This is a genomic window from Paractinoplanes deccanensis (assembly GCF_016862115.1).
Lineage (GTDB): Bacteria > Actinomycetota > Actinomycetes > Mycobacteriales > Micromonosporaceae > Actinoplanes > Actinoplanes deccanensis.
Genome location: NZ_BOMI01000150.1, coordinates 27,926 through 53,108 on the forward strand (window position 1 = coordinate 27,926; position 25,183 = coordinate 53,108).

Below are 25,183 nucleotides of genomic sequence, written 5' to 3' on the forward strand. Positions count from 1 at the left end.
TCCGGATCCCGGCGCCGAGGAGCCCGAGGCCGCTCCCGCTCCCGCTTCCGACCCCACGGAAAAGCCGCAGGAAGCGCCCGAGGCCGAGGCGGTCCTGGCCGAGGGCCCGGCCGTGGAGCTGCCGCCGGCCGTGGCCAAGCTCGCGACGGCCCTCACCCGGCTGCGCGCCGCGATCGACGCCGCCTCGTACCCGTTGATCATGCCGTCGGCCGAGGAGGCCCAGCGCGTCGGCGCGGCGCTGGTCGCCCAGCTCGACGACTACCTGCTGCCCCGCCTCGCCCGCCTCGACGCGCCGCTGCTGGTGGTCGTCGGCGGCTCCACCGGCGCGGGCAAGTCGACGCTGGTCAACAGCATCGTCCGGGCCCCGGTCAGCGCGGCCGGCGTGCTGCGGCCGACCACCCGCTCGCCCGTGCTGGTGAGCAACCCGGCCGACCTGCCCTGGTTCCAGCAGGGCCGGCTCCTACCCGGCCTCGTGCGCACCCGCGAGTCGAGCACCGACGCGCGCACGCTCCAGCTCGTCTCGGCGCCTGGGCTCGGCGCGGGCCTGGCGTTCCTCGACGCCCCCGACATCGACTCGGTGGTCGACCTCAACCGCAAGCTCGCCGCGCAGCTGCTCGCGGCGGCCGACCTGTGGCTCTTCGTCACCACCGCGGCCCGCTACGCCGACGCGGTGCCGTGGGAGCTGCTGACCACCGCCCGCCTGCGCGGCACGGTGATCGCCCTGGTCCTCGACCGGGTGCCGCCCGAGGCCGCCGGCGAGGTCGCCACCCACCTCGGCGACATGCTCGCCGTCCGCGAGCTGGGCGGGGCGCCGCTGTTCGTGCTGCCCGAGATCCGGCTGGACGGCCAGGGGCTCATCCCCGAGGACGTGATCCGCCCGCTGCACGACTGGTTCGGCCAGCTCGCCTCCGACGCCAACGCGCGCGGCGCGGTGGTGCGCCAGACCCTGGACGGCGCGCTGATCGCGCTCGGCCCGGCCGTCGAGGGCCTGGCCGAGGCCGCCGAGGAGCAGGGCCGGGCCGCCAAGGCGCTGAACGACCGGGTCGACGCCGCCTATCGCAACGCCCGCCGGACGATGGCCGAGGGCCTGCGCGACGGACGGCTGCTGCGCGGCGAGGTGCTGGCCCGGTGGCAGGAGTTCGTCGGCACGGGCGAGTTCCTCAAGACCCTCGAGAACAAGGTCGGCCAGCTGCGCGACAAGCTCATCTCGGCGATCACCGGGCGCCCGCTGCCCGGCCGCAACCTCCAGGCCGCGCTCGAGTCGCAGCTGGTCACGCTGCTGCGCGGGGTCGCGGCCGACGCCGCCGAGCAGGCGTACGCGGCCTGGCAGGCCCACCCGGCCGGCGCGGCGCTGCTCGAGCCCGCCCTCCAGCGGCCCTCGCCCGAGCTGCCGGAGCGGGCCGAGCGCCTGGTCCGCGACTGGCAGGAGTGGGTGCTCGGCCTGGTCCGCTCCGAGGGCGCCGAAAAGAGGGTGGTCGCCCGCGGCGCGGCCTACGCGGTGAACGGCGCCGGCCTGGCCGTGATGATCGCCGTCTTCACCACGACCGCCTTCATCCCGACCGGCCTCGAGGTCGCCAGCGGCGCGGCCACCACGGTCGCCGCCCAAAAGGTGCTCGAGGCGATCTTCGGCGACCAGGCGATCCGTACCCTGGCCACGCAGGCCCGCGAAGACCTGATGCTCCGCGTCGGCGAGCTGCTCGACCAGGAGGCGGCCCGATTCGGCGACCGCCTTGCCCAGGCCGGCCCGGCGGCCGATCCTGGGAGCGAGCTTCGGCGCGCCGCCGCCGAGGTGGAGGAAGCCCGTAGCGAACTCGCGTTGACCGGGAGCGCGTCATGAGCCTGGTGGAGAAGGTGCGAGGCGCACACAGCGCGGACGACGGCCGCGTCGACCCCGATCGGCTGGTCCAGCGGCTCGAGGCGCTGGGCCGGTTCCTGCGGCTGGTCGACCCCCATCTGCCCGACGGCGACCTGGTCGCCGCCCACACGCTGATCGAGCGGGCCGGCAACCGGCTCGCGCTCTCGCGCGACCACACCGTCGTCGCGCTCGCCGGCAGCACGGGCAGCGGCAAGTCCAGCCTGTTCAACGCGCTGGCCCGGCTCAAGCTCTCGCCGGTCGGCGTGCGCCGGCCGACCACCGGCGTCGCGCACGCCTGCGTGTGGGGCCCGCTCGAGCCGGCGAACAAGCTGCTCGACTGGGTCGGCGTGCTGCCGCGCCACCGGTTCATCCGGGAGAGCGCGCTCGACGGCGACGACGAGGCCGCGCTGCGCGGGCTGGTCCTGCTCGACCTGCCCGACTTCGACTCCGTCGAACGTGGACACCGGCTCGAGGTCGACCGGCTGCTCGGCCTCGTCGACCAGATCGTCTGGGTGGTCGACCCGCAGAAGTACGGCGACCGGATCCTGCACCAGGCCTACCTCTCCCAGTTCCGCTCGCACGCGGACGTCACCGTCGTGGTGCTCAACCAGGCCGACCGGCTGTCCACCCAGGACACCGAGCTGGTGCTCGACGACCTCAAGCGCCTGCTCGTCGACGACGGCCTGAGCGCGGCGCCGGTGCTCGCCACCTCGGCCAAGCAGCCCGGCATGCTGGCCGAGCTGCGCACCACGCTCGAGACCACGGTGGCGAGCAAGCAGGCCGCGCTGCGCCGCGTCGCGGGCGACGTCGACGCGGTCAGCGAGCCGCTGATGGCCATGATCGGGCCGCCGGCCGCCGAGGACGAGGTCGACCGGGCCACGGTCCGCCAGCTCACCGAGGCGCTCGCGGCCTCGGCCGGCGTGGGGGCGGCGGCCGACGCCGCGGCGGCCGCGTACCGGCACCGGGCGGCCGCGGCCACCGGCTGGCCGCTCGTCCGCGGCCTGCGCAAGCTCCGGCCCGACCCGCTCAAGCGGCTCCATCTCGACACGGCCGCCGAGACCGACGCGGTCTCCACCGACATCGTGCCGCGCACCTCGCTGCCCGAGGCGGACGCGGCGCAGAAGTCCGCGGTCGGCCTCTCGGTGCGCGCCGTCGCCACCCGCGCGGCCGCCCCGCTGCCCGAGGTGTGGACGCCGGCGCTCACCAACGCCGCCCGCTCGCGGGCCGCCGACCTGCCGGACGCGCTCGACCGCGCGGTCGGCAAGACCCAGCTCGGCATGGACAAGACGCCGCTGTGGTGGCGTGCGGTCGGTGCCCTCCAGTGGCTGCTGATCACGGCCGCCGTGGTGGGTCTCGGCTGGCTGCTGCTGGGCTACGTGGTGCGGCTGCTCGGCCTGCCCGAGTTGGACAATCCCCAGGTCGGCGCGGTGCCACTGCCGACCGTCCTGCTGCTCGGCGGGCTCTTCCTGGGCGTGGTGCTGTGGCTCGCGCTCAAGCCGATCGTTGAGTGGGGATCGAGACGCGCCCGCAAGAAGGCCGAGCAGCGGCTACGGCAGTCGATCACCGAGGTGGCCCGGGAGTACGTGGTCGCCCCGGTCCGCGAGGTGCTCAACGCGTACGCACAAGCGCGTGAAGCTCTCACGGCGGTCCGCACGGAGTAGTTCCAGCAGCGACAGTCACGGGTACGCTCGCGACATGCCGGCACCTCAGACTCCGTACGAAGCGGTCCTGCACGCGGCCCGCGACGTGGCGAAGCTCGACTGCGCGCTGGACGCCGAGATGCTGGGCACCGCCCTGCTCGGCAGTGTCTACTCCGTGGCGGCCGAGGACAGGGCCGCCGCCGTGCGCGACTTCGTCAGCGGTTTCCTCGCCGCCACCGCGCGCCGGCGCACCGCCGCCGCCACCACGATCCGCGAGGTCTTCGCCACGCTGGTGCCCGACGCGGAGGGCGCCGACCAGGTGCGCCGCGGATCGCAGGCGCCGCCGTGGACGGCGCAGCTGGGGCGCGTGCGGCCCACCGGGTGCTACGCCTACGGCGACGTGTACGGCGATCAGACGTCCTATCTGGTCACCTACGCCTACGAGGACGCGGACGAGGGCGGTCCCGAGCACGCCGTCGTCGCCCTGGTCGACCACAACATCGGCATCACCAAGGACATCTTCGTCGGCACGTCGGCCGAGCGGATCCTCGCGCAGGTGCGCCAGATGTGCGCCGACGACGAGCTGACCTGGTTCCGCGAGGAGGACCCGGGCCGGCTGCGCGGCGAGGTCACCCGCCACCTCGAGATCACCGACGGGCTGGGCGACCTGCCGTCCGAGGGCTCGCTCTCCACCGATCGCGCGCTGGCCGCGGCCCGGCTGGCGCTGCTGCCGGCCACCACGACGCCGCCGCTCGACGAGCCGCCGCCCACGAACGGGCACGACCTGGTGCGCGACTTCATGTCCTCGCCCGAGGCGTCCCGCTTCGGTCTCGACCGGATCACCGCCGACGACGAGCTGGCCTCACTGCACTTCTGCCTGAGCCTGATCCTCGACCACGCGGCCGGCCTGCCCGAGCCCGACCCGCTGCGCTGGAGCCCGGCGGTGGCCGGGCTCTTCCTGCTCGACTGGGTGCACCGGCGGGCGGTCCTCGACATGGACGACGCCGCGATGCTGCCGCGGGTCACGCGGGCCTGGTCGGCCTACGCGACGCGGCGCCGCGACCTGCCCGAGAGCGCGGCGACGCAGACCGACGAGGTGGTCGAGGAGATGATCCCCGAGTTCGCCCGGCTGTACGCGACGGGCGAGCGGCGCAGCCCGGCGACGGCGGCCGTGGCCCAGCTGATCTCCGAGGGCGTCGACCCGAACGACGCCGACGCCATCGACGCCTGGCTGGAGGCCAACCGCTACCGCCTCGACGGGGGCTAATGCCGGGTGTGGTCCTCGGCGTGGTCGGCGTGATGCCGGCCGACGCGGGAGCTGCGCCGCTGCTCCGGGGTCTGGTCGTCGGCGTGGTGCAGGCTGCCGGCGCGGTGGGCGCCCCGGTAGGACCGGTTGGCGATCTGGTTCTCCTCCGAGCGGGCCTCGGGGATGAGGCGGCGGCCGTGATACCCGCCGGTGTTCGCATAGCTGCGCTCGAGGATGCGGGTCGCTCGGATGTTGTGCGGGCGTTCGGTCACTGCTGACCTCCGGTGACGGTTGACCTTCTTCTCGGGTGTCTTCTCGCCGCGCTCGCAGCGGCGATCGTCGGAATGGCCGGGCCGGCGATGATGGGACGGCTCGTCGCCGCAGCGGCCGCGTTCGTGGCAGACGGGACGGTGGTTCCAGGCGGGCTGCTCGTCGGGCACCTCGGGCAGCCCGGGCACGGACGGCATCTCGCCGTCACCCTGGTCGCCGTGGCCCTGGTCGCCGTGGCCCTGGTCGCCGTGGCCCTGGTCGCCGTGGCCCTGGTCGCCGTGGCCCTGGTCGCTGTGGCCCTGGTCGCCGTCGCTGCCGTGGTCGTCCTTGCCGCCCTGGTTGCCTTCGCTGCCCTGGTCGCCGTCGTCCCCCTCGCCGGAGGAGCCGTCGTGGGACCAGTCGTCGCCCTCGTCGCCCTCGTCGCCGGCGTCCCGGCCGGACGGCTCATCACGGCCGGACGGCTCATCACGGCCGGACGGCTCATCACGGCCGGACGGCTCATCACGGCCGGGCGCGCCACCGCGGGCGGGCGCGTCGTCGCGGGCGGGCGCGTCGTCGCGGGCGGGCGCGTCGTCGCGGGCGGGCACGTCGTCGGCCGGCGGCGCCTGGAGCTCCGGCTCCCTGGGCTCGGCGGGCACGACCGGCAGATCCGGCACGGCCGGGATCCCCGCGCGAGCCGCCGCCCACCGCTTCTTCGGGGCCTTCTTGTCGCCGGTCCTCTCGCCCGCCGGGCGCGCGCCGCGCGGCGTGTCCCCCGATGGGGCGTCCGGCCGGGTGGCCGGCGCCGGCTTTCGCATACCGGCCTGCCCCAGCAGGATCCCCAGTCGGCGCGCCGCGTCGGCGGCCTGCCGCGCGCCCTGCGAGGTGGGCGACTCCCCCGGGGCCGGCACGGCGGGCGCCGGCCCGGCCGAGGCCGACGCGGACGGCGGCACCGAGACCGGCCCCGGCACCGCCGGCGGCAGCACGGGCACGTCCATCGTGTCGGTGCGGTCCCCGTTGATCTCGCTGGTGCCGGCCGTGATCGCCGCGAGCGTGGGCATCGAGGCGAGCCCCACCAGGAGCGCCACGATCAGCACGTACCGGCGGGTGGGTCCGGAGAAGCCGGTGTCGGCGCGGTACACCCCGTTGAGACGCTTGCGCATCACCTTCATCGGCGGCACGAGATCGTCGTCGCGCTGATCCGGCACGGTCCGGTTCCCTCCCAACGAGTCACGATCGCGAGTCACGAGCTGGTCACGAACGAGTCACGAACAGGTCGGCCGACACGGCACGCAAATGATCAACATGGATCCGTCCCGGCTACCGGAGTGAACGACGCATCCGCATATCGGCAGCGGCGGAATCGCTCCGTTCGTACGGTAGTGACCGTACGAAAACCACTTAATAGGACAAATACGGGCACCGATGTGACCGGTGAATTTCGCAGTTGTGATCGACCCGACCTGTAACGGGGCTCACGTTCTCTGTCAGGATGGGGGCGACGGCACCGCCGCCGTCGCTTCGCCGACTCAGCGGGGCGTGGTGGGGGCCGTCACTCCCCGGCGGGGTCTCGGCCCGCGCCGAAACGCTGCGCGGCAACCTCACCCGGGCCAGGCGCGGCGACCGAGGCGGTTCGCCGCGTGGACGGGCAACACCCGCCGCGGCGCTGACACGAAACAGGGAGACACGATGGCGAACGGCGAAAGCGAAGTCGGTGCCGACGCACCGGCAGGCGGCTTCGTCCAACTGCTCACCCCCGAGGGGGAGCGCGTCGACAGCGTCACGACCGCGGACGGCACGACGTACTCCGTCGACTTCACCGACGACGAGTACAAGGGCCTCTACCACGACCTGGTGACGGTCCGCCGGCTCGACGGCGAGGCGCTCGCGCTCCAGCGGCAGGGCGAGCTCGGCCTCTGGGCCAGCCTGCTCGGCCAGGAAGCGGCCCAGGTCGGCTCCGGACGGGCCCTGCGCCCGCAGGACATGGCCTTCCCGACCTACCGCGAGCACGGTGTCCTCTACACCCGCGGCATCGACCCGATCATGCCATTCGGCTTGTTCCGCGGCGTCGACCAGGGTGGCTGGGATGCCAACGAGCACAAGTTCAACGGCTACACGGTGGTGATCGGGGCACAGACCCTGCACGCCACCGGGTACGCGATGGGCGTGACCATGGACGGCAAGACCGGCGGCCCCGACGGCGAGGCCGTGATCGCCTACTTCGGCGACGGTGCCACCAGCCAGGGCGAGGTAAACGAGTCGTTCGTCTGGTCCGGGGTGTTCAACGCCCCGATCGTGTTCTTCTGCCAGAACAACCAGTACGCGATCTCCGAGCCGCTCGAGCGCCAGACCCGCATCCCGCTCTACCGCCGGGCCGCCGGCTTCGGCTTCCCCGGCGTCCGCATCGACGGCAACGACGTGCTGGCCAGCTACGCGGTCACCCGGTCCGCGCTCGACCGCGCGCGCCAGGGCGAGGGCCCGACGCTGATCGAGGCGTACACGTACCGCATGGGCGCGCACACCAGCTCGGACGACCCGACGCGCTACCGCATCGCCAGCGAGGTCGAGTCGTGGAAGGCCAAGGACCCGATCTCCCGGCTCCGGGCGTTCCTCACCAAGCAGCAGATCGCGGACGACGCGTTCTTCGCCGAGGTCGACGAGGCGGCCAAGACGCTCGCCCTCGACCTGCGCGAGCGGGTGCTGGCCATGCCCGATCCCGCGCCCGTCACGATGTTCGACCACGTCTATCCCAACGGCTCGCCCGATCTCGACGAGCAGCGCCGGCAGTTCGCCGACTACCAGGCTTCGTTCGAGGGGAGCGAGCACTGATGAGCGACAACATCACCCTTGGCAAGGCGCTCAACCACGGCCTGCGCCGCTCGCTGGAGAACGACGCCAAGGTCGTCGTCATGGGCGAGGACGTCGGCAAGCTCGGCGGTGTCTTCCGCATCACCGACGGCCTCCAGAAGGACTTCGGCGAGCAGCGGGTGATCGATACCCCGCTGGCCGAGGCGGGCATCGTGGGCACGGCGGTCGGCCTGGCGATCCGCGGCTTCCGGCCGGTCTGTGAGATCCAGTTCGACGGGTTCGTCTTCCCCGCGTACAACCAGATCGTCACCCAGGTGGCGAAGATGTCCTATCGCTCCATGGGCAAGGTCAAGCTGCCCATCGTGATCCGCATCCCGTACGGCGGCGGCATCGGCGCGGTCGAGCACCACTCCGAGTCGCCCGAGGCGTACTTCTCGCACACGCCCGGCCTCAAGGTCGTCACGTGCTCCAACCCCGCCGACGCGTACACGATGATCCAGCAGGCCATCGCCTCGGACGACCCGATCGTCTTCTTCGAGCCGAAGCGCCGCTACTGGGAGAAGGGCGACGTCGACCTCGGCGCCGACCCGGCGGGCGCCTTCCCGCTGCACCAGGCGCGGGTGGCCCGGCCGGGCACCGATGCGACGCTGATCGCGTACGGCCCGATGGTCCGCACCGCTCTCGACGCCGCCGCGGCCGCCGCCGAGGACGGGCGCAACCTCGAGGTCATCGACCTGCGCTCGCTCTCTCCGATCGACTACGGGACCGTGTACGAGTCGGTCAAGCGCACGAGCCGCGCGATCGTCGTGCACGAGGCCCAGGGCACGCTCGGCCTCGGCGCCGAGATCGCCGCCCGGGTCAGCGAGCACTGCTTCTACTCGCTGGAGGCCCCGGTCCTGCGGGTCACCGGCTACGACATCCCCTACCCGGCCGCCCGGGTCGAGGAGGAGTACCTGCCCGATCTCGATCGGGTCCTGGACGCCGTCGACCGATCGTTCGGATGGTGACGCCGATGTCCCGGATCAAGGAATTCCCCCTGCCCGACCTCGGTGAGGGTCTCACCGAGGGCGAGATCCTGTCGTGGCTCGTCAAGGTCGGCGACACGATCGAGCTCAACCAGCCGATCGTCGAGGTCGAGACGGCCAAGGCCGCTGTCGAGATCCCGGCGAAGTGGGGCGGCGTGGTCGCCCGCATCTTCGTCGAGGCCGGCACGACGGTCGAGGTGGGCACGCCGATCATCGCGATCGACACCGATCCGTCGGCGGGGCCCGTGCCGTCGTTCGACGGTCCCGTGCCGTCCGCCGAGTCGCTGGCCGCGGTGCAGATCGCGCCGGCCGAGGGCGCCGTCGAGCCGGGCATGGCGGGCAGTCCCGCGCCGGCCGCCGGCCGCACGCCGGTCCTCGTGGGTTACGGCCCCAGGACCACAACGGCGAAGAGACGACCCCGATCCGGTACGCCGTCAGCGCCCTCGACGAGCGCCGCTGCCCCGCCTCCGCCGCCACCGCCGCCCGCGCCGGTCGCTCCCGCCGCGCCGGTGACCAACGGCCGCCCGGCCGGTCCGGTGCTCGCGAAACCGCCGGTGCGCAAGCTCGCGCGGGATCTCGGCGTCGATCTTGCGTCGGTATCCGGGACCGGGCCCATGGGTTCGGTGACCCGTGATGACGTACAGAAGGCTGTTGCGAATCGGCAGTCCGCGGAGGTCGCGGCACCCAGCGTGACCACCGGACCGGCCGCGGCCGTCTTCGACGCCTCCCGTGAGCAGCGCATCCCGATCAAGGGCGTGCGCAAGCTCACCGCGGAGAACATGGTCGCGTCGGCCTTCACCGCGCCGCACGTCACGGAGTTCCTCACGATCGACGTGACGCGGAGCATGAAGGCGCTCGAGAAGCTCAAGGCGCGCCGTGAGTTCCGCGACATCCGGATCTCGCCGCTGCTGCTGGTGGCCAAGGCGGTGCTGCTCGCCGTCAAGCGTCACCCGATGGTCAACTCGACCTGGTCCGGCGCGACGAACGAGATCGTCGTCAAGGAGTACGTCAACCTCGGCATCGCCTCGGCCACCGAGCGCGGCCTCATCGTTCCCAACATCAAGGACGCCGGGCGTCTCACGTTGCGGGAGCTCGCCGAGGCGTTGAACACGCTGGTGCAGGTCGCAAGATCCGGCAAGACGCCGCCTTCGGACATGTCCGGCGGAACGCTCTCGATCACCAATGTCGGGGTGTTCGGGGTGGACACCGGCACGCCGATCCTGCCGCCCGGCGAGTCGGCGATCCTGGCGTTCGGAGCGATCAAGCCGATGCCGTGGGTGCACAAGGGCAAGGTCAAGCCGCGCCAGGTCACCACGCTCGCGCTCTCCTTCGACCACCGCATCATCGACGGGGAGCTGGGCTCGAAGTTCCTGCGCGACGTCGGCGACTTCCTCACCGACCCGGAGGGGGCGCTGCTCTCCTGGAGCTAGGCACACCGTTGATGCTTAGGCAACCAGTTTTCTTGACCTACGATCGTTAGGCAGGTGCTGCACGTCACCCCCTAAATCGTTGGCAGCTCGTCTCGGTGAGTAGCACAATGGACCCACCGAGACGAGCACCACGATGTGGCCGGAAGATCCCGGCACAAAAGGGAAGTGACTGCAGCAATGAGCATCACCGAACGCCTCCGCCGGCGCCGGATGATCAACCGCGAGAACCGTGCCATCGACCGTGCGTGGATGAGCGCCCCGACCCAGTCGATGCGCGACGAGATCGCCCTCATGGCCCAGCGCCGCAACTTCTGACCCGACGGCGCCACGGCCCGCCCGGATTCCCTCCGGACGGGCCGTTTGCATTTTCACGTCACGCTTAAAGATCTTTGATCGGTCCCCTTCCGGACGTACACCGGGATTCCTCCTGCAGCCATCGCCCGGTACGGTTGGGCACGGCCATCGAGCCGGCTCGGCCGGTCGGCGCGGGGGCCGGGGTTCACGGCCTCGTCACTTGGCCCGCGGATCCCGCACGGCCTGGCCTCAGAGCTGGGCACGGCCTCCGGCGCCCGCCGGCGGGCCGCGTCCGTGCAAAGCCCGGCACGGCCGAAATGTATGAGGAGGCGCTCATGACGTCCGAGGGGCATTACGCCGGTTCCCGACCGGCCGAGGCCACGTCGGGCGGACCCACGTCGGACGGCTTCCCGCCGGACACCGACGCGCAGCGGGCTTCGGGCCGGGCGTCCGCCCAGCCGCCCGCCGACGGTTTCCCCAGTTCGTATGGCCCGCCACCGCAGGCGACGCCCAACGGCGGCTCGCCGTTCGTGGTGCCCACGGTCGCCTCCTTCGGCCCCGACGGCCGAGGGGGCACGCCCTACGGATCGGCCCGCGTGCCACAGCCCGACGAGGGCGGCGCGCTGCCCCAGCGGGGCGCCGGCGCCTCGCCCTACGGTTCGGTCGCCCCCGGCGAGTCCTACGAAGCGCCCGCGCAGGAGTCCGCCTGGGCGCCCCCGGTGCGTTCCACCCCCGACTCCGAGAACCAGTTCGTCCAGCGCCAGGGCGCGCCGCTCCCGCAGCGCAACGCCAACCCGGCCGGCACCGTGGACGAGTTCGAGGGCTTCAACGGCTTCGCCGCCGGTGAGGCCAACCGCGGCGGCGAGCAGCAGGTCGACCCGGCCACCGGGCGGCCGCCCGGCATCTCGGTCTTCGACAACCAGCGCGTGCGCGTGCCCGGCGCGACCCTGAGCGACCTGCCCGACGCCCCGCCGTCGGTGCGCTCCGCGGCGGCTCCGCCGGCGCCGGAGGCCCCCGCCGGTTTCCCGGTGCGCGGCGGCGGCAGCGGTTCCGCGTTCCCGACCCGCGGAGGCGGCGGCAGCGGCGGCTTCCCGCTGCGCGGCGCGGCCGGTGCCCCCGAGCCCGAGGCCCCACAGGCGGTGCCCCAGCAGCCCGGCGGCGACCTGCCGATCCGCACCCAGTCGCCCAACGGCTCACCCAACGGCTCACCCAGCGGCGAGTTGCCGATCCGCAGCCCGCAGTCGCCCGGCGCCGCCGACGGTCCGCCGTCCGGCGGGTTCAGCGCCTTCGGTGCTGGGTCCGGGTCCGCGCCTGCCGCGTTCCCCGCCTCCGGGTCCGCGTCCGCGCCTGCCGCGTTCCCCGTGGCTTCCGGCTCCTCGGCGCCTTCCCCGTCTTCGGGGCCTTCCCCGTCTTCGGCTTCCGCCGAGATCCCGCCGCACCCCTACCGGTCCGAGTCGTTCGCCGACCCGTTCGGCCGCTCCGGCGAGCCCGGCCAGGGGGCGCCGTCCGATCCGTTCGGCCGCTCGGGTGAGCCCGGCCAGGGCGGCGCGCCGTCCGATCTGCCCAGCCGGGGCACGCCGTCCGATCTGCCCAGCCGGGGCACGCCGTCCGATCTGCCCAGCCGGGGCGCGGCGCTGCCCGATCCGTTCGGGCGCGCTCCCCAGGGTGAGCAGCAGCCCGTCTATGGCTCGGCGCAGCCTCCCGCGCCGTTCGGCCAGGCCGCCGACGAGGCCCAGCCCTATGGGTCCGCTCGCCCGGCGGATGGGTCCGCCCCGGTCTACGGCTCCGCGCGGCCGGCGTCGCCGTTCGGTGGTGACGGACAGTCCGGCGACGCGCCCGACGAGCACGCTCCGTACAGGCGTCCCGAGCCCGCCGGCGACAACCCGAGCGGCTATCCGCAGCGGGTGCCGGGCGCGGCGCTCGGCGCCCTGACCGGCTCCGACTCCCGCAACGGATCGGTGCCGCAGCCGCGCGACCCGTCCGAGTTCCAGCCGAGCTCCGGTCCCGCCGGCGCCGGTTCGAGCGGGCCCGTGTCGGGTGAGGCCTCTTTGTTCGGATCCCCGTCGTCCGGCTCGTCGTCGTTCGGCTCATCGCCTGACTCGTCGTCATTCGGCTCGTCGCCCGGCTCGTCGTCGTTCAGCTCGTCGCCTGACTCGTCGTCGTTCAGCTCGTCGCCCGACTCGTCGTCATTCAGCTCCTCGTCGTCCGGCTCCGCCTCCGCCGGATCCTCATCGTCGTCCGGCTCCGCCTCCGTCGGGTCGGCCGGTCCGGCCAGTCCCGCCGCCGGTGGTTCGCCCGCGGTCGGTTCGGCGCGGCCCGTCACGGCCAGCGCCTCCGTGCCCACAGCGAGCCGCGTCGCCCCGGTCGAGGCCACCGAGCTGCCCCCGCAGGCGGCCGCCCCGCAGGCGCGTGTCTACGGCCGGCCCGCGCCCGCCGAGCCCGACCAGGAGGACGCCTCTGCGGCGCCCTCCTCCTCGGCTGCCGCCGCGCCGGAGTTCCCGCCCGCCTCGCAGGGCTTCCCATCGGCTCCGGCGCAGGGCTTCCAGCCGGCTTCTCCTCAGGGCTTCCAGCCGGCCGCGGACTTCAGCGAGCCGACGGGCATGTTCACCGCCCGGCCTGACGGCTTCGACTTCCAGTCCGGTGACCGCGGCGGTCCGGGCAACGAGCCCGGCACGCCCGGTGTCGCTCCGCAGTCGCCGGCCCGCGCCAGCGCCCGCGTCTCGCCCGCCGGTGCCGCCTCGGCCTCCGCCGCGGTTCCGACCGGCGCTCCCGCGGCGCCGCCGGAGACCGCCCCGTTCGGGCCCGGCACGCCCGGCTCCGAGGGCTCGTCGTTCGGCGGTTCCACCTACGGCGCTCCCGCTGGCGGCTCCACCTACGGCGCCCCGGACAACTCCGCGAGCGGCTCCCCGTTCGGCACGCCGCCCGGCTCACCCACGGCCGACGGACCCTACGGCCAGCCCGCCGACGCTGCGTTCGGCAAGCCCGCCGATTCCCCGTTCGGTCAGCCTGGTGACGCCCCGTTCGGCCAGGCCGGTGACTCGCCGTTCGGCAAGCCCGCCGACTCGGCGTTCGGTCAGCCCAGTGACTCGCCGTTCGGTCAGCCCGGTGACGCCCCGTTCGGCAAGCCCGGTGACGCCCCGTTCGGCAAGCCCGGTGACGCCTCGTTCGGCCAGCCTGGTGACGGACAGTTCGGCCAGCCCCGTGACGGACAGTTCGGCCAGGCCGGTGAAGGGCAGCCCGGGGGCGCCCAGTTCGGTCAGCCCGGCGACTCGCAGTTCGGGCAGCCGGGCGACAACTCGTTCGGCCGCCCCGCCGACCCGCAGTCCGGCCAGCCCGACACGCAGTTCGGCAAGCCCGCCGACTCGCCGTTCGGGCAGCCCGACTCGCCTTACGGTCAGCAGGGTGAGCCTTACGGTCAGCAGGGTGACTCGTCGTTCGGCGCGCCCAGCGACTCGCCCTTCGGCGCGCCCAGCGACTCGCCCTTCGGCGCGCCCGGCGGTTCGCCGTTCGGCGCTCCCGGTGGCTCGCCCTTCGGCCCCCGGCCCGGTGAGGCCCCCGGCGGCAACTCGCCGTTCGGGCCGCGTCCCGGCGCGCAGGGCGACCAGTTCAACGAGCTCACCACCGACGTCGCCGGCCGCGACCAGCCGTACGTCCCGGCTCCTGCCCTGCCCCCGATGCCCCCGGGCATCAACGGCAACGGCTTCGCGCCCGCGACCGGCGGTTTCCCGGCGCCGGGTGGCCAGCCTGGCGGCGCCTTCGTGCCCGGCAGCGGCCCCGACACGAGCGGCGGCTTCGGCAACCCGGAGACCAGCGGCGGCTTCGGCAGCGCCGCGAGCCGTGCCACGGTGACCCCGCCGAGCCCGAACGACACCACCAGCTGGCCCGGCCCCGATTCCGAGCAGGGCAAGTTCGACAGCTTCAAGCCCGAGGCGCCGGCCGCGAAGCCGGAGACCCCGCACGTTCGGGTCTTCCCGATCCTGCTCGCCGTCGTGCTCGGCGCGATCGTGCTGCTCGGCGTCGTCTTCGGCCTGGTGTTCCTGGTCGCCGGCGGCGAGGACCAGGCCGCCATGAAGACGGGCGACTGCGTCAAGCAGGACGGCAGCGCGGCGGTCAAGACGGACTGCGGCGGCGCGAACACGTTCCAGGTGGTCTCCATCGTGGACGAGAAGTCGCAGTGCGCCGACCCGGCCAACCCGTCGGTGCTGACCACCACGAGCGACGGCAAGTCGCAGGTCCTCTGCCTGAAGCCCAACAAGTGACGCCGTTGTCATCCTGACCACCTTCGTGCCGCGCCGGCGATGCCGGTGCGGCACGATGGTCGGATGACTGGACGTGTGCGGGCGCCGGAGCTCCGGGGCCGTGGCTGGCTGAACACCGGCGGCCGGGATGTGACCCTCGCCGATCTCCGCGGCAAGATCGTCATTCTGGACTTCTGGACCTTCTGCTGCATCAACTGCCTGCACGTCCTCGACGAGCTGCGCCCGCTGGAGCAGCAGTACGGTGACGCCCTCGTCGTGATCGGCGTCCACTCGCCCAAGTTCGAGCACGAGCGCGACCCGAAGGCCCTGGCCGCCGCCGTGGAGCGCTACGGCGTGCACCACCCGGTCGTCGACGACGGCGACATGCACCTCTGGCAGCAGTACGCGGCGAAGGCGTGGCCGACGCTCGCGGTGATCGACCCGACCGGCTACCTGGTCGCCTCGATGGCCGGTGAGGGGCATGCCGAGGGCCTGTCCCGCCTGATCGACGAGCTGATCGAGAAGCACACCGCCGACGGCACCCTGCACCGCGGCGACGGCCCGTACGTTCCGCCGCCCGCCCCCGACACCCTGCTGCGCTTCCCCGGCAAGGCGATCGAGCTGGCGAACGGCAACCTGCTGGTCAGCGACTCCACCGGCCACTCGGTCGCCGAGCTGGAGGCCGACGGCGAGACCCTGGTGCGCCGGTTCGGCCCGTTCAACGAACCGCAGGGCCTGCTCCAGCTCCCCGCCGAGGTCGCCTCGGTCGCCGGCTACGACGTGGTCGTCGCCGACACGGTCAACCACCAGCTGCGCGGTGTCCGCCTCTCCGACGGCGAGATCACGCTGGTGGCCGGCTCGGGCCGCCCCTGGCGTTCCGCCGTCGACGAGCACCCGCACGACGCGCTCGCCGCCGACCTCTCCTCGCCGTGGGACCTCGCCTGGTTCGACGACAAGGTCATCATCGCGATGGCCGGCATCCACCAGCTGTGGTGGTTCGACCCGATCAAGCGCACGGTCGGCGTCTACGCCGGCACGACGGTCGAGTCGCTGCGCGACGGCCCCATCCCCGACGTGTGGATGGCCCAGCCGTCCGGCCTGTCCGTCGGCGGCGACCGCCTGTGGATCGCCGACAGCGAGACGTCGGCGCTGCGCTACATCGAGGCCGGCGTCATGCACACCGCCGTCGGCCAGGGCCTCTTCGACTTCGGCCACGTGGACGGCCCCGCCAAGGAGGCCCTGCTCCAGCACCCGCTGGGCGTGGCCGCGCTGCCCGACGGCTCGGTCCTGATCGCCGACACCTACAACGGCGCCGTACGCCGCTACGACCCCACCGCCGACACGGTCTCCACCGTCGACTCGGGCCTGGCCGAGCCAAGCGACGTGCTGGTCACCTCGACCGGCGACGTGCTCGTGGTCGAATCGGCCGCCCACCGCCTGACCCGCCTGGCCCCCGGCGCTGTCCAGAGCGTCACCGGCGAACGCCACCGCACCGAGCGCCCGCCCTCACCCGTGGCCCCCGGCAACCTCACGCTGGACGTCATCTTCACCCCCGCCCCCGGCCAGAAGCTCGACACCCAGTTCGGTCCCTCCACCCGGCTCGAGGTCTCCGCCTCCCCGCCCGAGCTGCTGCTCTCCGGCGCGGGCGTCACCACCGACCTCACCCGCCCACTGGTGATCAACCCGGACGTCCCGAAGGGGGTGCTCCAGGTCGTGGCCCAGGCCGCCACCTGCGACGTCGACGTGGAGTTCGCCGCCTGCCACCTGACCCGCCAGGACTGGGGCGTCCCCGTCGTGGTAACCCCGGATGCCCCCACCCGCCTCCCGTTGATCCTGCGAGGCATGGACGAGGCGTAACCACACCGCCTAAGCGAACGGCTCGACGCTCAACCCCGCCTCGCGCAGGCCCGCACGGACACGCCCGGCCAGCTCCACAGCCCCCGGCGTGTCCCCGTGCACGCAGATCGACGCGACCGGCGACGGCACCAGCTGCCCGTCGCCGGTCTCGACCACCCGCTCGACCGCCATGCGCACCGCCCGGGCCACCACCGCGTCCGGATCGTGCAGCACGGCTCCCGGCACAGAGCGCGGCATCAGCGTGCCGTCCGCCCGATAAGCCCGATCCGCGAAGCCTTCGCCCACCACTGTCAGCCCGGCCTCGACCGCCAGCCGGGCCAGCGTCGACCCCGGCTGGCACAGCACCGGCAGCGTCGAGTCGTAGGCCAGCACCGCGGCGACCACCGCGCCCGCCTGCACGTCGTCGACCGCCGCGACGTTGTAGAGGGCGCCGTGCGGTTTCACGTACGCCACAGGCCCGAAGGCGCTCAAGGCCCCGATCTGATACAGAATGTCGTCGCGCAGCTCGTCCGGTTCGTAGTCGATCCGCCGCCGGCCGAAGCCCGCCAGGTCGCGGTATCCGACCTGAGCGCCGATCGCGACTCCCTTGTCGACCGCCGCCGCGCAGACCCACCGCATGGTCGTCGGGTCGCCGGCGTGAAAGCCGCATGCCACGTTCGCCGAGGTCACGATGTCGAGCAGCGCCTCGTCGTCGCCGAGGCGCCACCGGCCGAATCCTTCGCCGAGGTCGGCGTTGAGGTCAATGGAGGGCACGGAATCGCACGGTAGTCCCCGGCCGCGCCTGCGCAAGGGGCGTCACGTCGTCGACCACGCCGATCACCGGGTAGCCGCCGGTCGTCGGATGGTCGGCCAGGAAGATCAGCGGCTGCCCGTCCGCCGGCACCTGCACCGCCCCGAGCAGCACGCCTTCGGAGGGAAGTTCGCCGATCCGGGTGCGGGTCAGGGCGCTGCCGGCCAGCCGGCATCCGATCCGGTTGCTCATCGGGCTGATCCTGTACGGGGTGACGAACAGTTCCCGCTGCGCGAACCAGTCGTCGCGCGGCCCCAGCCGTACCCCCAGCTCCAGCTCCTCGGGGTAGTCAGCCGGCGAGCCCTCGTCGAGGGAAGCACCACGAGCCGACCCCACCGGCAGCGTCGCGCCGTCGGTCAGCTTGGCCGGCCCGAGCCCCGACAGCGTGTCCGTCGAGCGGCTGCCCAGCACGGGTTCGACGTCGATCCCTCCGGCGACGGCGATGTACGACCGCACCCCCTTGATCGCCCGCCCCACATCGAGGACCGATCCCGCCGGTACGTCGATCACGCCGTCGACGGGCACCTTGTCCAGCTTGACCACCGCCTCGGCCCCGGTGACCGCGACCCGCGCCGCCGCCGAGAACCGCAGCGCGCACCCCATCAGCGTGGTCTCCAGCCCCGCCGCGTCCGGCGGGTTGCCGACCAGCGCGTTCGCGCGGCGCAGGGCGGGCACGTCCAGCGCGCCGGACCGCGGGACGCCGAGGTGCGCGTACCCGGGCCTGCCAAGATCTTGCACGGTTGTCAGGGGGCCGCTGCGTGTCACGGTGATCATGTGGCGGGCACCAGCTTCACTCGCACGCCGGGGCTGAGCGTGGCCGGCGCTTCACGGCGTACATCAAAAAGATCCAGGGTCGTCCGGCCGACCAGCCGCCACCCGCCCGGGGAGGCCGTGGGATAAATGCCGCAATAAGCGCCCGCCAGCGCGACCGAGCCGGCCGGGACGCGAGGCCGCGGAGCGGCGAGCCGGGGGACCGCCCACTCCTCCGGAAGCCCCCGCAGATAGCCGAAACCGGGAGCGAAGCCGCAGAAGGCAACGATGAAGTCGGTGTCCCGAAGCCGCGCGATCGCCTCCTCGGCCGAGACCCGCCAGAGCTCGGCGACGTCGGCCAGATCCTCGCCGTCGAAGATCGTGGGCACCTCCACCAGAGGACCCTCGGCGATCGTGGCCGGATCGGGCTCGGGCCAGCTCTCCAGCAGCTCCGCGGTGCCCGGCGGCACGCCGTCGAGGAGCACGGTCCCAGCACCCGGGACGATGTCGGTCGCGGTCAGCTCACCGGCCTCGCGACGCCGCCAGAGCTCCCGGCGCCAGGCCTCGACCTGCTCGGAGTCACGGCATTCGATCAGCAGTCCGGCGGCGCCGGCCCGGCGGATCCTCATGACGTCATCCCAGTTCTACTTGCGGGTAACTTACGATACCGTAACCTGGTCTCGTGACGACCTCCGCCCCGTTTCGGATGAAGCCGGCCGACCTCGGCAAGCCGCGTCTGCGCGGCCGGTTGCACCAGTACGCGTTCTTCGTCGCCCTGGCCTGCGGCATCGTGCTTTCCTCGATCGCCCTCAGCCGGCCGGGCATGTCGCCGTTCTTCAGCGTCCTGATCTACAGCGCCACCGTGTGCGGCCTCTTCGGCATCAGTGCGCTCTATCACCGGCGCGTCTGGAGCGAACGCGGCTACCAGATCATGCGGCGCATGGATCACTCGATGATCTTCATCTTCATCGCCGGCACGTACACGCCGTTCTGCGTCCTGCTGCTCGACAGCGGCAAGGCGACCCTGATGCTCTCGCTGATCTGGGGCGGCGCGATCGGCGGAGTGGCACTCAAGACGATCTGGCCGCACCTGCCGCGCTGGGCCGGAGCCCCGCTCTATGTCGCGCTCGGCTGGGGCGCCGTCGCGATCCTGCCCGACGTGCTGCATGTCGGCGGCGTCACCTGCCTCGTGCTGCTCGCGGTGGGTGGCGTGATCTACACGGTCGGCGCGGTCTTCTACGCGCTGCGCAGGCCGAACCCGTGGCCCACAGTCTTCGGGCATCACGAGTTCTTCCACGCCTGCACCCTGGTGGCCGCCCTGTGCCACCACATCGCCATCTACTTCGCGCTGTACGCGTAGTCGCTCTTGACGCCCGGGTTGTCGTAGGCGTGCCGGGCCCGCTGCACGTCCTCGATGTGCGACTCGGCCCAGTTCTCCAGCGCCCGCACCAACCCGAGCAGGCTGGTGCCCAGCTCGGTGAGCTGGTAGTCGACGCGCGGCGGCACCTCCGCGTGCACCGTCCGGGTGATCAGGCCGTCGCGCTCCAGGCCGCGCAGCGTCTGGGTGAGCATCTTGGGGCTGACGCCCTGGATCTTCTTGGCGAGCGCCGTGTAGCGCTGCGGGCCGTCGGCCAGCATCACCACGATCAGAACGCTCCACGTGTCCCCGATCCGGTCGAGGATCTGCCGGCTCGGGCAGTCCTTCGCGTACGCAGTCACTTCCACACGGGTAAGTATTGCACTTAAAGGTGCCTACTATCCAACGGGAAGTGGTCGCCGACCTGCGCTGTTGCTTCCTGGCGTCGGACCAACACCTTCGTAGGAGCTTCCATGACCATCGTCGTCACCGGCGCCACCGGACACCTCGGCCGCCTCACCATCGAGTCGCTGCTCGCCAAGGGCGTGCCGGCCACCGAGATCGTCGGCGTCGGCCGCCAGATCGAAAAGATCGCCGACCTCGGCGTGACGGTCCGTCAGGCGGCGTACGAGGACCCGGCGGCGCTGCGGGCCGCCTTCGAGGGCGCCGACAAGGTGCTGCTGATCTCGGGTTCCGAGCCCGGCAAGCGCGTCCCGCAGCACGCCAACGTCATCGAGGCTGCCAAGGACGCCGGCGTCGGCCTGCTCGTCTACACCAGCGCGCCGAAGGCCGACACCACCGACATGAAGCTCGCCGCCGAGCACGCCGAGACCGAGCGGCTGATCAAGGAGTCGGGCCTCCCGTACGTGATCCTGCGCAACGGCTGGTACATCGAGAACTACCCGGTCGACCAGGCGCTGGCCCAGGGCCTCGTCGGCGCCTCCGGCGACGGCAAGATCAGCGTGGCGCCGCGCGCCGACTACGCCGAGGCCGCGGCGGCCGTCCTGGCCACCGACGGGCACGTGGGCAAGATCTACGAGCTGGGCGGCGAGGCCGTCACCAAGGCGGAGCTGGCCGCCGAGATCTCCCGCCAGTCCGGCAAGCAGGTGACCTACACCGACCTCGACGTCGACAAGTACAAGGAGCTGCTGATCGGCGTGGGCCTGCCGAGCGAGGCCGCCGAGGTCTTCGCCGACGTGGACCGCGCCACCGCCGCGGGCGCGCTCTTCGTGCCCCGCGACGACCTCGAGCAGCTCCTCGGCCGCCCGGCGACCCCGGTGGCGACGGCGATCAAGTCGGCCCTCTGATCCGTCGGCCCGCCCCGCGTCTCGCGGGCTTGGGTGGCCTCCGTTGTGCGGGCGGGCCGACTTGAAAGCGCGCGACGCCGGCGCGGCCGCTAGGGGGGAGGCGGCCGGCCGGCGTCGCGAGTCTCTTTAGTAGCCGGGCGGCGGGGGCGGCGGGGCGTCCTCGCGCCGGGTCTCCCGGTACTCGCTACGGACCTGCTGGTTCGGGTACGGCGTGGTCGTGCCGGCCACCGGCCCCGCGGACTGCCGCGTCACGACGGTGCGCCGGCGGCTGTTCCAGTACCAGAGGGTGATGATGAGCCCGACCAGGCCGGCCGCCATCAGGATCCAGCCGATGATGTTGATGTCGAGCCCGCTGATATCCGCGTTGACGGCGAACGCCAGGATCGCGCCAACCGCCAGCAGGAAGATGCTGCCGCCGATGCCCATCACGGGCCTCCTTGATCCTCACCGGGGTCAATGCCTCGACACTGGGTTACCCACCCGCTCGTTTCCTCAATCAGGCAAGCTGTCCTCATGACCGCACGGACGCTCGTTCTGCTCCGCCACGCCAAAGCCGAGACCCCCGGCGACTTCCCCGACTTCGACCGGAAGCTCACCGAGGTGGGCGAGACCGACGCCGACGCCGCCGGTGCCTGGCTGGCCGACGAGCACCTCCACCCCGACCTGGTCCTCTGCTCCCCCGCCGCCCGCACCCGCCAGACCTGGCAGGGCGTGTCGATCGCCCTGGCCCAGGCCAAGCCCGGCGGCGGCGCCCCCGAGGTCCGCTACGAGGAGTCCCTCTACTCAGGAGGCCGCACGGAGGTCTTCGACCTGCTCCAGACCATCCCCGACACGGTCCGCACGATCCTGGTGGTCGGCCACAACCCCACCGTCTCCGAGGTCTCCCTGCTCCTGCTCCCCGACGACCAGTACGACGGCAACGACGTCACCCTGAAAACCGCCGGCTTGGCCGTCCACCGCGCCGAGGGCTCCTGGTCCACCACGGAGCCCCGCTCCATGCCCTTGATCGAACGCCACACCGCCCGCGGCTAGCGTCCCCCGGGCCGCTGGATCTGATCCAGGTAGTAGCCGTGATACCGGTCGAGCATCTCGGCGACGTCTGCGGTGGCATGCCGCGCGAAGGCATCGAAGACCTCGCGGTACTCGGCCACGTCCGTGCGCCCACGAGTGGTCAGCCCGGTGTTGAAGAGGTCGATGACGACCAGGTCGTCGTCGTAGAGCACGAAGCCGTGCAGCGCGGGCAGCTCGACCTCGGCATCGTCCGGGATGATCGCAATCCGGACGTTCGGCTGCTCGCCGACCTCCCGGAGCTTTTCGATTTGACCAAGCATGTCGATCGGCGAGCAGATCCGGTTGCGCAACACCGACTCGGTGAAGACGAAGTGGAAGGTTTTGCCTCCATCAGCCAGCGCTTGCTGTCGACCGAGACGAGCGAGCACGGCGCTATGGAGGGCGGCGTCGCGATTCTGTGGCTGCGGTGAGCGCTGAAACCCAGACAAGGCGGCGCGCGCGTAACGGTCGCTCTGCAGCAGTCCAGTGATCAAGGCCGGCTGGAAGTCACGGATCTCGGTGGCCGCCAGCTCCCAACCGGCAAGGGTGCCCTGCCTGCCGGCGAGGTTGGTGGCAGTGGGGCGCCAGTCGGTGACACGGTTGTGGGCGCGCTCGGCGCGCTCCTTCAGTGCCTGCGCCTCGCTTTCCGTGGCGCCGAGGGCCCGCGCGATGACGGCGACGTCCTCGGGATCGGCGGCGCCCTGCCCCCGCTCGATCCGGGAGATCTTGGGCTGGCTCATGCCGACCTGGGCAGCGAGCATCGCACCCGTCAGCTCCCGTGCGCGCCGCATGCGCGCCAGCACGGTCCCCACCGGCTCGCCGGAGTCGGCGGGGGTGCCTGGAGCCGATGACACCGAAGCACCCCCTGTGGTGGTCAGGACAAGTTGCGCATGGCTTCCGCCAGCAGCTCCGCGGGAATCTCGACGAGAGCCTCACCGGCAGGGACGTCGATCCCCGTGTTCTGCGATTTCACGATAAAGCCTTGGACCACGAGCGAACCGGAGGCCGATTCGTAGATCGTGGGGCACGAGCCGGCGGCACAGCGGTTGGCGATCACCTTCAGTGAGGTGTCGCTGGAGCCGACTTCGCCGGCTCCCTCGAAAGAGTTAGTCACCAGGGCACCCTAGTCAAGATAAGAACTCCGTACTCAGGAGTTCGCATATTTTGCGCAGGATTGGTATCCCATCTGGTCGAATAGGACCGGGATACCGGGATGAATCGGGCGATTCTGTCACCCGTCGGAGTGCATGGTTGCAAGGTGAACGCTATCACATTGCCATGTAGCTGATCGATACCTATTCACGATCCACTTAGCACAGACTGAACTCGCTGGATATTCACGCGCGGTGAATACACACTGAGGGTAATTGGTCAGCTACGGCCCTTGGAGTGCCGAAATGATCGACACGCAGCCGCACCTTCCGGCCCTGGTGGATCGTCCGGGGCTCCTCCTTCTCTTAGCCGGCGTCTGTCTGCTGGTGGCTCTTCGCTTCGCCGGGCGGGCAGTGCGACCGGTCGGCGCGATCATCCAGTCGGCCGCCGCGGCGGTCGTCGTCATCTTCGCCGTGAGCATTGCCTTTGTGCTCGTCGTCGCGGTCGCCGTGACCCGCTGATCGGAGGAAACGATGTCCACTCTCGCTGTCGTAGGCGTAGTCGGCCTACTGGTCGTGCTGATCGCCCTCACTGAGGTGATAGCCGCGTCGCTGCCGCTGCTTCTCGTGATCACGATGGTGCCGCATCACGAGCGGGCGCAGCTTGCCGAGCTCATCGCCGCCACTGACGGGAGCCGGCGACTGAGACTCTGGCCGGCTCTGCGCGCCGCGGTCGCGGCGCGTCGCCGGTAGGGACGATCGACCGGGTAAACGACAGGGGCAGCATCGGGAAACGGGTTCTGAGTCTCATCCCGTCTGCATGCGTTCGCGAAGACCGCGCAACTCCATGCCACCCGCCTGACGGCGGGAACGTTCGAGCAGGGTCAGGACGGTCGCCGCGAGCTCGGCCGATGTGCGTACGTGCTGGGGCGCGATCCGCTCCGCGGTGAGCAGGAGCCGGATCGCCTCCCGGTCGCGTCCGCCGAGCCGGGCCAGCGCCCGTGCGGTGTCGGCGTAGTAGAAGACCTGCCGCACACCGGCCGAGATCGCTGACGGGTCGGTACGCCGGGCGATCTCGACAACCCGGCCGGGGTCGCCGTCGTCGACCTCGATGCTCATCCGCCAGAGCTCCACGTTGGTCGGACCCCAGAACATGCTCAGCAGGTTGCTCTCCCCGGTGCGGCGGGCCAGCTCCGCGGCCTCGTTCAGCCAGTCCCGGCTGTCGTCGAGCCGCTGCCGGCTCCGGCTGGCCAACGCGGCGACCAGGTGCAACGACCCGAGCACCTCGGCACCGTCGGCGCGGTCGGCGTACCGCCCGAGATCGTCCACGGCTCGCTCGGCGATCGTCTGCCCTCGCTGATACGACCCGCACGCAACGGCCGCCCTGGCCAGCGCGTACGCCGCCTGCCCCCGCAACACCGGATCACCGGACGCGTCGGCGGCGTCCCGGCACCGTTCCGCCCCCAGCCACGCATCCGCGGGAAATCCGAGACACCGCAACACCGTGGCCGCGATGGAGGCCGCGTCACAGAGCAGCCGCAACGCCTCAGCCTGATCCGGCCCCGCGGTCTCGGCGTGCAGGTCACGCAGCAGCCCCGTCAGCAGCCGAGCCGCCCCCGCATAGTCACACGCCTGGTGCAGCGCATCGACCCAGCGCAACACTGCGGCCCAGCTCACTCACCGACGGCGCCGCCCCCACCGCCGGCTCACTGAGATCAATATCAATCAGCGCCGTACGAAGCCCCACCACGCCGGCCCGAGCCGCCGCCGTCACCCGATCGGGCGCCGGCACTCCCGCCCCCACCAGATCCTCCGGCGCACATTCCAGCGCCTTCGCAATGGCCGCCACCATGAACCGGTTGTCAGCCGCCTGAACCCCCCGCTCGATCCGGCTCCAGCTGGCATGCGAAACCCCAGCCCGGCTGGCCGCAAACCGAACACTCCACCCCCGAACCAGCCGCCGCTCCCGAATCCGCCCCCCAACGTCCACCCCACCCCCGAGCACCCTCATACCCGCGACGCTAAGCCAGCCCACACCCCACGTGGTCCACCCCCGCACCACCACCCGACACCGCCACCAGCCCACCACCCAACCCGGCCACCGCACGGTCGCCGATGTGCTCACGAGGCATGGCCGCCAGCCGCCGAGTCAAAACAAGCGCCCCCGACAAAACTCGACACGCACCCAGCGCACCC

Annotated in this window: 24 protein-coding genes; 14 read left to right on the top strand and 10 right to left on the bottom strand. The window is 72.2% G+C overall.

Features of this window, described 5'->3' with window-relative positions:
- Positions 1-199: 199 nt before the first annotated feature.
- From Ade02nite_RS37470 to Ade02nite_RS37480, 3 genes are read left to right on the top strand one after another with little or no spacing between them, the layout of a single operon-like run.
- The gene (locus Ade02nite_RS37470; RefSeq protein ID WP_239169336.1) at positions 200-1,837 is read left to right on the top strand and encodes a GTPase domain-containing protein; all 1,638 of its coding nucleotides are present in this window, start codon (positions 200-202) and stop codon (positions 1,835-1,837) included.
- Positions 1,834-3,516 (top strand): GTPase, encoded by a 1,683-nt coding sequence (locus Ade02nite_RS37475; protein ID WP_203774190.1) that lies wholly within the window; start codon positions 1,834-1,836, stop codon positions 3,514-3,516. Before Ade02nite_RS37470 ends, Ade02nite_RS37475 begins: the two co-directional genes overlap by 4 nt.
- 34 nt (positions 3,517-3,550) lie before the next feature.
- Complete coding sequence (locus Ade02nite_RS37480; protein ID WP_203774192.1) at positions 3,551-4,762, top strand: hypothetical protein; 1,212 nt, start codon at positions 3,551-3,553, stop codon at positions 4,760-4,762.
- On the opposite strand, the gene Ade02nite_RS37485 is transcribed toward Ade02nite_RS37480, so the two are convergent.
- On the bottom strand, positions 4,759-6,198 hold the full coding sequence (locus Ade02nite_RS37485; RefSeq protein ID WP_203774194.1) for a hypothetical protein: 1,440 nt from the start codon (positions 6,196-6,198) through the stop codon (positions 4,759-4,761). The genes Ade02nite_RS37480 and Ade02nite_RS37485 overlap by 4 nt on opposite strands.
- Positions 6,199-6,679: 481 nt before the next feature.
- Here Ade02nite_RS37485 and pdhA point away from each other — a divergent pair, with 481 nt between their 5' ends.
- The 6 genes from pdhA (at position 6,680) to Ade02nite_RS37515 (ending at position 16,642) form a co-directional block, all read left to right on the top strand.
- A complete protein-coding gene (gene pdhA / locus Ade02nite_RS37490) occupies positions 6,680-7,819 on the top strand; it encodes a pyruvate dehydrogenase (acetyl-transferring) E1 component subunit alpha (protein WP_203774196.1) in 1,140 nt (379 codons plus the stop codon).
- Positions 7,819-8,805 (top strand): alpha-ketoacid dehydrogenase subunit beta, encoded by a 987-nt coding sequence (locus tag Ade02nite_RS37495; protein ID WP_379037278.1) that lies wholly within the window; start codon positions 7,819-7,821, stop codon positions 8,803-8,805. Before pdhA ends, Ade02nite_RS37495 begins: the two co-directional genes overlap by 1 nt.
- 5 nt (positions 8,806-8,810) lie before the next feature.
- Entirely contained in the window at positions 8,811-10,253 is a 1,443-nt protein-coding gene (locus Ade02nite_RS37500) for a dihydrolipoamide acetyltransferase family protein (RefSeq protein WP_203774198.1), read from the top strand.
- 177 nt (positions 10,254-10,430) lie between these two features.
- Positions 10,431-10,568, top strand: coding sequence for a hypothetical protein (locus Ade02nite_RS37505; protein WP_203774200.1), 138 nt, complete (start codon positions 10,431-10,433; stop codon positions 10,566-10,568).
- A 314-nt stretch (positions 10,569-10,882) separates the two neighbouring features.
- Positions 10,883-14,806: an LppU/SCO3897 family protein gene (locus Ade02nite_RS37510; protein WP_203774202.1), complete on the top strand. Its 3,924-nt coding sequence runs from the start codon at positions 10,883-10,885 to the stop codon at positions 14,804-14,806.
- Between the two features lie 63 nt (positions 14,807-14,869).
- Positions 14,870-16,642 carry an NHL domain-containing thioredoxin family protein gene (locus tag Ade02nite_RS37515; protein ID WP_203774203.1) on the top strand — a complete coding sequence of 591 codons (1,773 nt, stop codon included), beginning with the start codon at positions 14,870-14,872 and terminating at the stop codon, positions 16,640-16,642.
- A 9-nt stretch (positions 16,643-16,651) separates the two neighbouring features.
- Here Ade02nite_RS37515 and Ade02nite_RS37520 read toward each other — a convergent pair whose 3' ends face one another.
- Genes Ade02nite_RS37520 through Ade02nite_RS37530 form a run of 3 tightly spaced genes read right to left on the bottom strand, consistent with a single transcriptional unit; the run spans position 16,652 to position 18,811 of the window.
- Complete coding sequence (locus Ade02nite_RS37520) at positions 16,652-17,386, bottom strand: LamB/YcsF family protein (protein ID WP_203774238.1); 735 nt, start codon at positions 17,384-17,386, stop codon at positions 16,652-16,654.
- Positions 17,382-18,206 carry a 5-oxoprolinase subunit C family protein gene (locus Ade02nite_RS37525; RefSeq protein WP_203774204.1) on the bottom strand — a complete coding sequence of 275 codons (825 nt, stop codon included), beginning with the start codon at positions 18,204-18,206 and terminating at the stop codon, positions 17,382-17,384. The genes Ade02nite_RS37520 and Ade02nite_RS37525 overlap by 5 nt, the downstream gene beginning before the upstream one ends.
- Complete coding sequence (locus tag Ade02nite_RS37530; RefSeq protein WP_203774205.1) at positions 18,203-18,811, bottom strand: 5-oxoprolinase subunit B family protein; 609 nt, start codon at positions 18,809-18,811, stop codon at positions 18,203-18,205. The genes Ade02nite_RS37525 and Ade02nite_RS37530 overlap by 4 nt, the downstream gene beginning before the upstream one ends.
- Before the next feature lie 53 nt (positions 18,812-18,864).
- Here Ade02nite_RS37530 and trhA point away from each other — a divergent pair, with 53 nt between their 5' ends.
- The gene (gene trhA, locus Ade02nite_RS37535; RefSeq protein ID WP_203774209.1) at positions 18,865-19,542 is read left to right on the top strand and encodes a PAQR family membrane homeostasis protein TrhA; all 678 of its coding nucleotides are present in this window, start codon (positions 18,865-18,867) and stop codon (positions 19,540-19,542) included.
- Here the strand turns inward: trhA and Ade02nite_RS37540 are convergent.
- Positions 19,521-19,907 (bottom strand): winged helix-turn-helix transcriptional regulator, encoded by a 387-nt coding sequence (locus Ade02nite_RS37540; protein ID WP_203774216.1) that lies wholly within the window; start codon positions 19,905-19,907, stop codon positions 19,521-19,523. The genes trhA and Ade02nite_RS37540 overlap by 22 nt on opposite strands.
- Positions 19,908-20,012: 105 nt before the next feature.
- Here Ade02nite_RS37540 and Ade02nite_RS37545 point away from each other — a divergent pair, with 105 nt between their 5' ends.
- Positions 20,013-20,846: an SDR family oxidoreductase gene (locus tag Ade02nite_RS37545; protein WP_203774218.1), complete on the top strand. Its 834-nt coding sequence runs from the start codon at positions 20,013-20,015 to the stop codon at positions 20,844-20,846.
- A 126-nt stretch (positions 20,847-20,972) separates the two neighbouring features.
- Here the strand turns inward: Ade02nite_RS37545 and Ade02nite_RS37550 are convergent, their stop codons facing one another.
- Positions 20,973-21,272, bottom strand: coding sequence for a DUF6458 family protein (locus Ade02nite_RS37550; protein ID WP_203774220.1), 300 nt, complete (start codon positions 21,270-21,272; stop codon positions 20,973-20,975).
- Between the two features lie 87 nt (positions 21,273-21,359).
- On the opposite strand from Ade02nite_RS37550, the gene Ade02nite_RS37555 reads away from it, so the two are divergent.
- On the top strand, positions 21,360-21,878 hold the full coding sequence (locus tag Ade02nite_RS37555) for a SixA phosphatase family protein (protein WP_203774222.1): 519 nt from the start codon (positions 21,360-21,362) through the stop codon (positions 21,876-21,878).
- On the opposite strand, the gene Ade02nite_RS37560 is transcribed toward Ade02nite_RS37555, so the two are convergent.
- Both Ade02nite_RS37560 and Ade02nite_RS37565 read right to left on the bottom strand, forming a co-directional pair.
- Complete coding sequence (locus Ade02nite_RS37560) at positions 21,875-22,699, bottom strand: helix-turn-helix domain-containing protein (protein WP_203774224.1); 825 nt, start codon at positions 22,697-22,699, stop codon at positions 21,875-21,877. The genes Ade02nite_RS37555 and Ade02nite_RS37560 overlap by 4 nt on opposite strands.
- A 71-nt stretch (positions 22,700-22,770) precedes the next feature.
- On the bottom strand, positions 22,771-23,010 hold the full coding sequence (locus Ade02nite_RS37565; RefSeq protein ID WP_239169334.1) for a hypothetical protein: 240 nt from the start codon (positions 23,008-23,010) through the stop codon (positions 22,771-22,773).
- Positions 23,011-23,293: 283 nt separating this feature from the next.
- Here Ade02nite_RS37565 and Ade02nite_RS37570 point away from each other — a divergent pair, with 283 nt between their 5' ends.
- Both Ade02nite_RS37570 and Ade02nite_RS37575 read left to right on the top strand, forming a co-directional pair.
- Positions 23,294-23,509, top strand: a complete 216-nt coding sequence (locus Ade02nite_RS37570; protein WP_203774226.1) for a hypothetical protein — start codon at positions 23,294-23,296, stop codon at positions 23,507-23,509.
- A gap of 12 nt (positions 23,510-23,521) precedes the next feature.
- Entirely contained in the window at positions 23,522-23,740 is a 219-nt protein-coding gene (locus tag Ade02nite_RS37575) for a hypothetical protein (protein WP_203774228.1), read from the top strand.
- A 54-nt stretch (positions 23,741-23,794) separates the two neighbouring features.
- On the opposite strand, the gene Ade02nite_RS37580 is transcribed toward Ade02nite_RS37575, so the two are convergent.
- Positions 23,795-24,664, bottom strand: coding sequence for an XRE family transcriptional regulator (locus Ade02nite_RS37580; protein WP_239169337.1), 870 nt, complete (start codon positions 24,662-24,664; stop codon positions 23,795-23,797).
- The gene (locus Ade02nite_RS49815; protein ID WP_239169335.1) at positions 24,612-24,998 is read right to left on the bottom strand and encodes a helix-turn-helix domain-containing protein; all 387 of its coding nucleotides are present in this window, start codon (positions 24,996-24,998) and stop codon (positions 24,612-24,614) included. The genes Ade02nite_RS37580 and Ade02nite_RS49815 overlap by 53 nt, the downstream gene beginning before the upstream one ends.
- Positions 24,999-25,183 lie beyond the last annotated feature (185 nt).

Coding starts and splice junctions, on each gene's coding strand:
- Ade02nite_RS37470 (WP_239169336.1), top strand. CDS start 200: ATGCCGTCGGCCGAGGAGGCCCAGCGCGTCGGCGCGGCGCTGGTCGCC.
- Ade02nite_RS37475 (WP_203774190.1), top strand. CDS start 1,834: ATGAGCCTGGTGGAGAAGGTGCGAGGCGCACACAGCGCGGACGACGGC.
- Ade02nite_RS37480 (WP_203774192.1), top strand. CDS start 3,551: ATGCCGGCACCTCAGACTCCGTACGAAGCGGTCCTGCACGCGGCCCGC.
- pdhA (WP_203774196.1), top strand. CDS start 6,680: ATGGCGAACGGCGAAAGCGAAGTCGGTGCCGACGCACCGGCAGGCGGC.
- Ade02nite_RS37495 (WP_379037278.1), top strand. CDS start 7,819: ATGAGCGACAACATCACCCTTGGCAAGGCGCTCAACCACGGCCTGCGC.
- Ade02nite_RS37500 (WP_203774198.1), top strand. CDS start 8,811: ATGTCCCGGATCAAGGAATTCCCCCTGCCCGACCTCGGTGAGGGTCTC.
- Ade02nite_RS37505 (WP_203774200.1), top strand. CDS start 10,431: ATGAGCATCACCGAACGCCTCCGCCGGCGCCGGATGATCAACCGCGAG.
- Ade02nite_RS37510 (WP_203774202.1), top strand. CDS start 10,883: ATGACGTCCGAGGGGCATTACGCCGGTTCCCGACCGGCCGAGGCCACG.
- Ade02nite_RS37515 (WP_203774203.1), top strand. CDS start 14,870: ATGACTGGACGTGTGCGGGCGCCGGAGCTCCGGGGCCGTGGCTGGCTG.
- Ade02nite_RS37525 (WP_203774204.1), bottom strand. CDS start 18,206: ATGATCACCGTGACACGCAGCGGCCCCCTGACAACCGTGCAAGATCTT.
- Ade02nite_RS37530 (WP_203774205.1), bottom strand. CDS start 18,811: ATGAGGATCCGCCGGGCCGGCGCCGCCGGACTGCTGATCGAATGCCGT.
- Ade02nite_RS37545 (WP_203774218.1), top strand. CDS start 20,013: ATGACCATCGTCGTCACCGGCGCCACCGGACACCTCGGCCGCCTCACC.
- Ade02nite_RS37550 (WP_203774220.1), bottom strand. CDS start 21,272: ATGGGCATCGGCGGCAGCATCTTCCTGCTGGCGGTTGGCGCGATCCTG.
- Ade02nite_RS37555 (WP_203774222.1), top strand. CDS start 21,360: ATGACCGCACGGACGCTCGTTCTGCTCCGCCACGCCAAAGCCGAGACC.
- Ade02nite_RS37570 (WP_203774226.1), top strand. CDS start 23,294: ATGATCGACACGCAGCCGCACCTTCCGGCCCTGGTGGATCGTCCGGGG.
- Ade02nite_RS37575 (WP_203774228.1), top strand. CDS start 23,522: ATGTCCACTCTCGCTGTCGTAGGCGTAGTCGGCCTACTGGTCGTGCTG.
- Ade02nite_RS49815 (WP_239169335.1), bottom strand. CDS start 24,998: ATGAGGGTGCTCGGGGGTGGGGTGGACGTTGGGGGGCGGATTCGGGAG.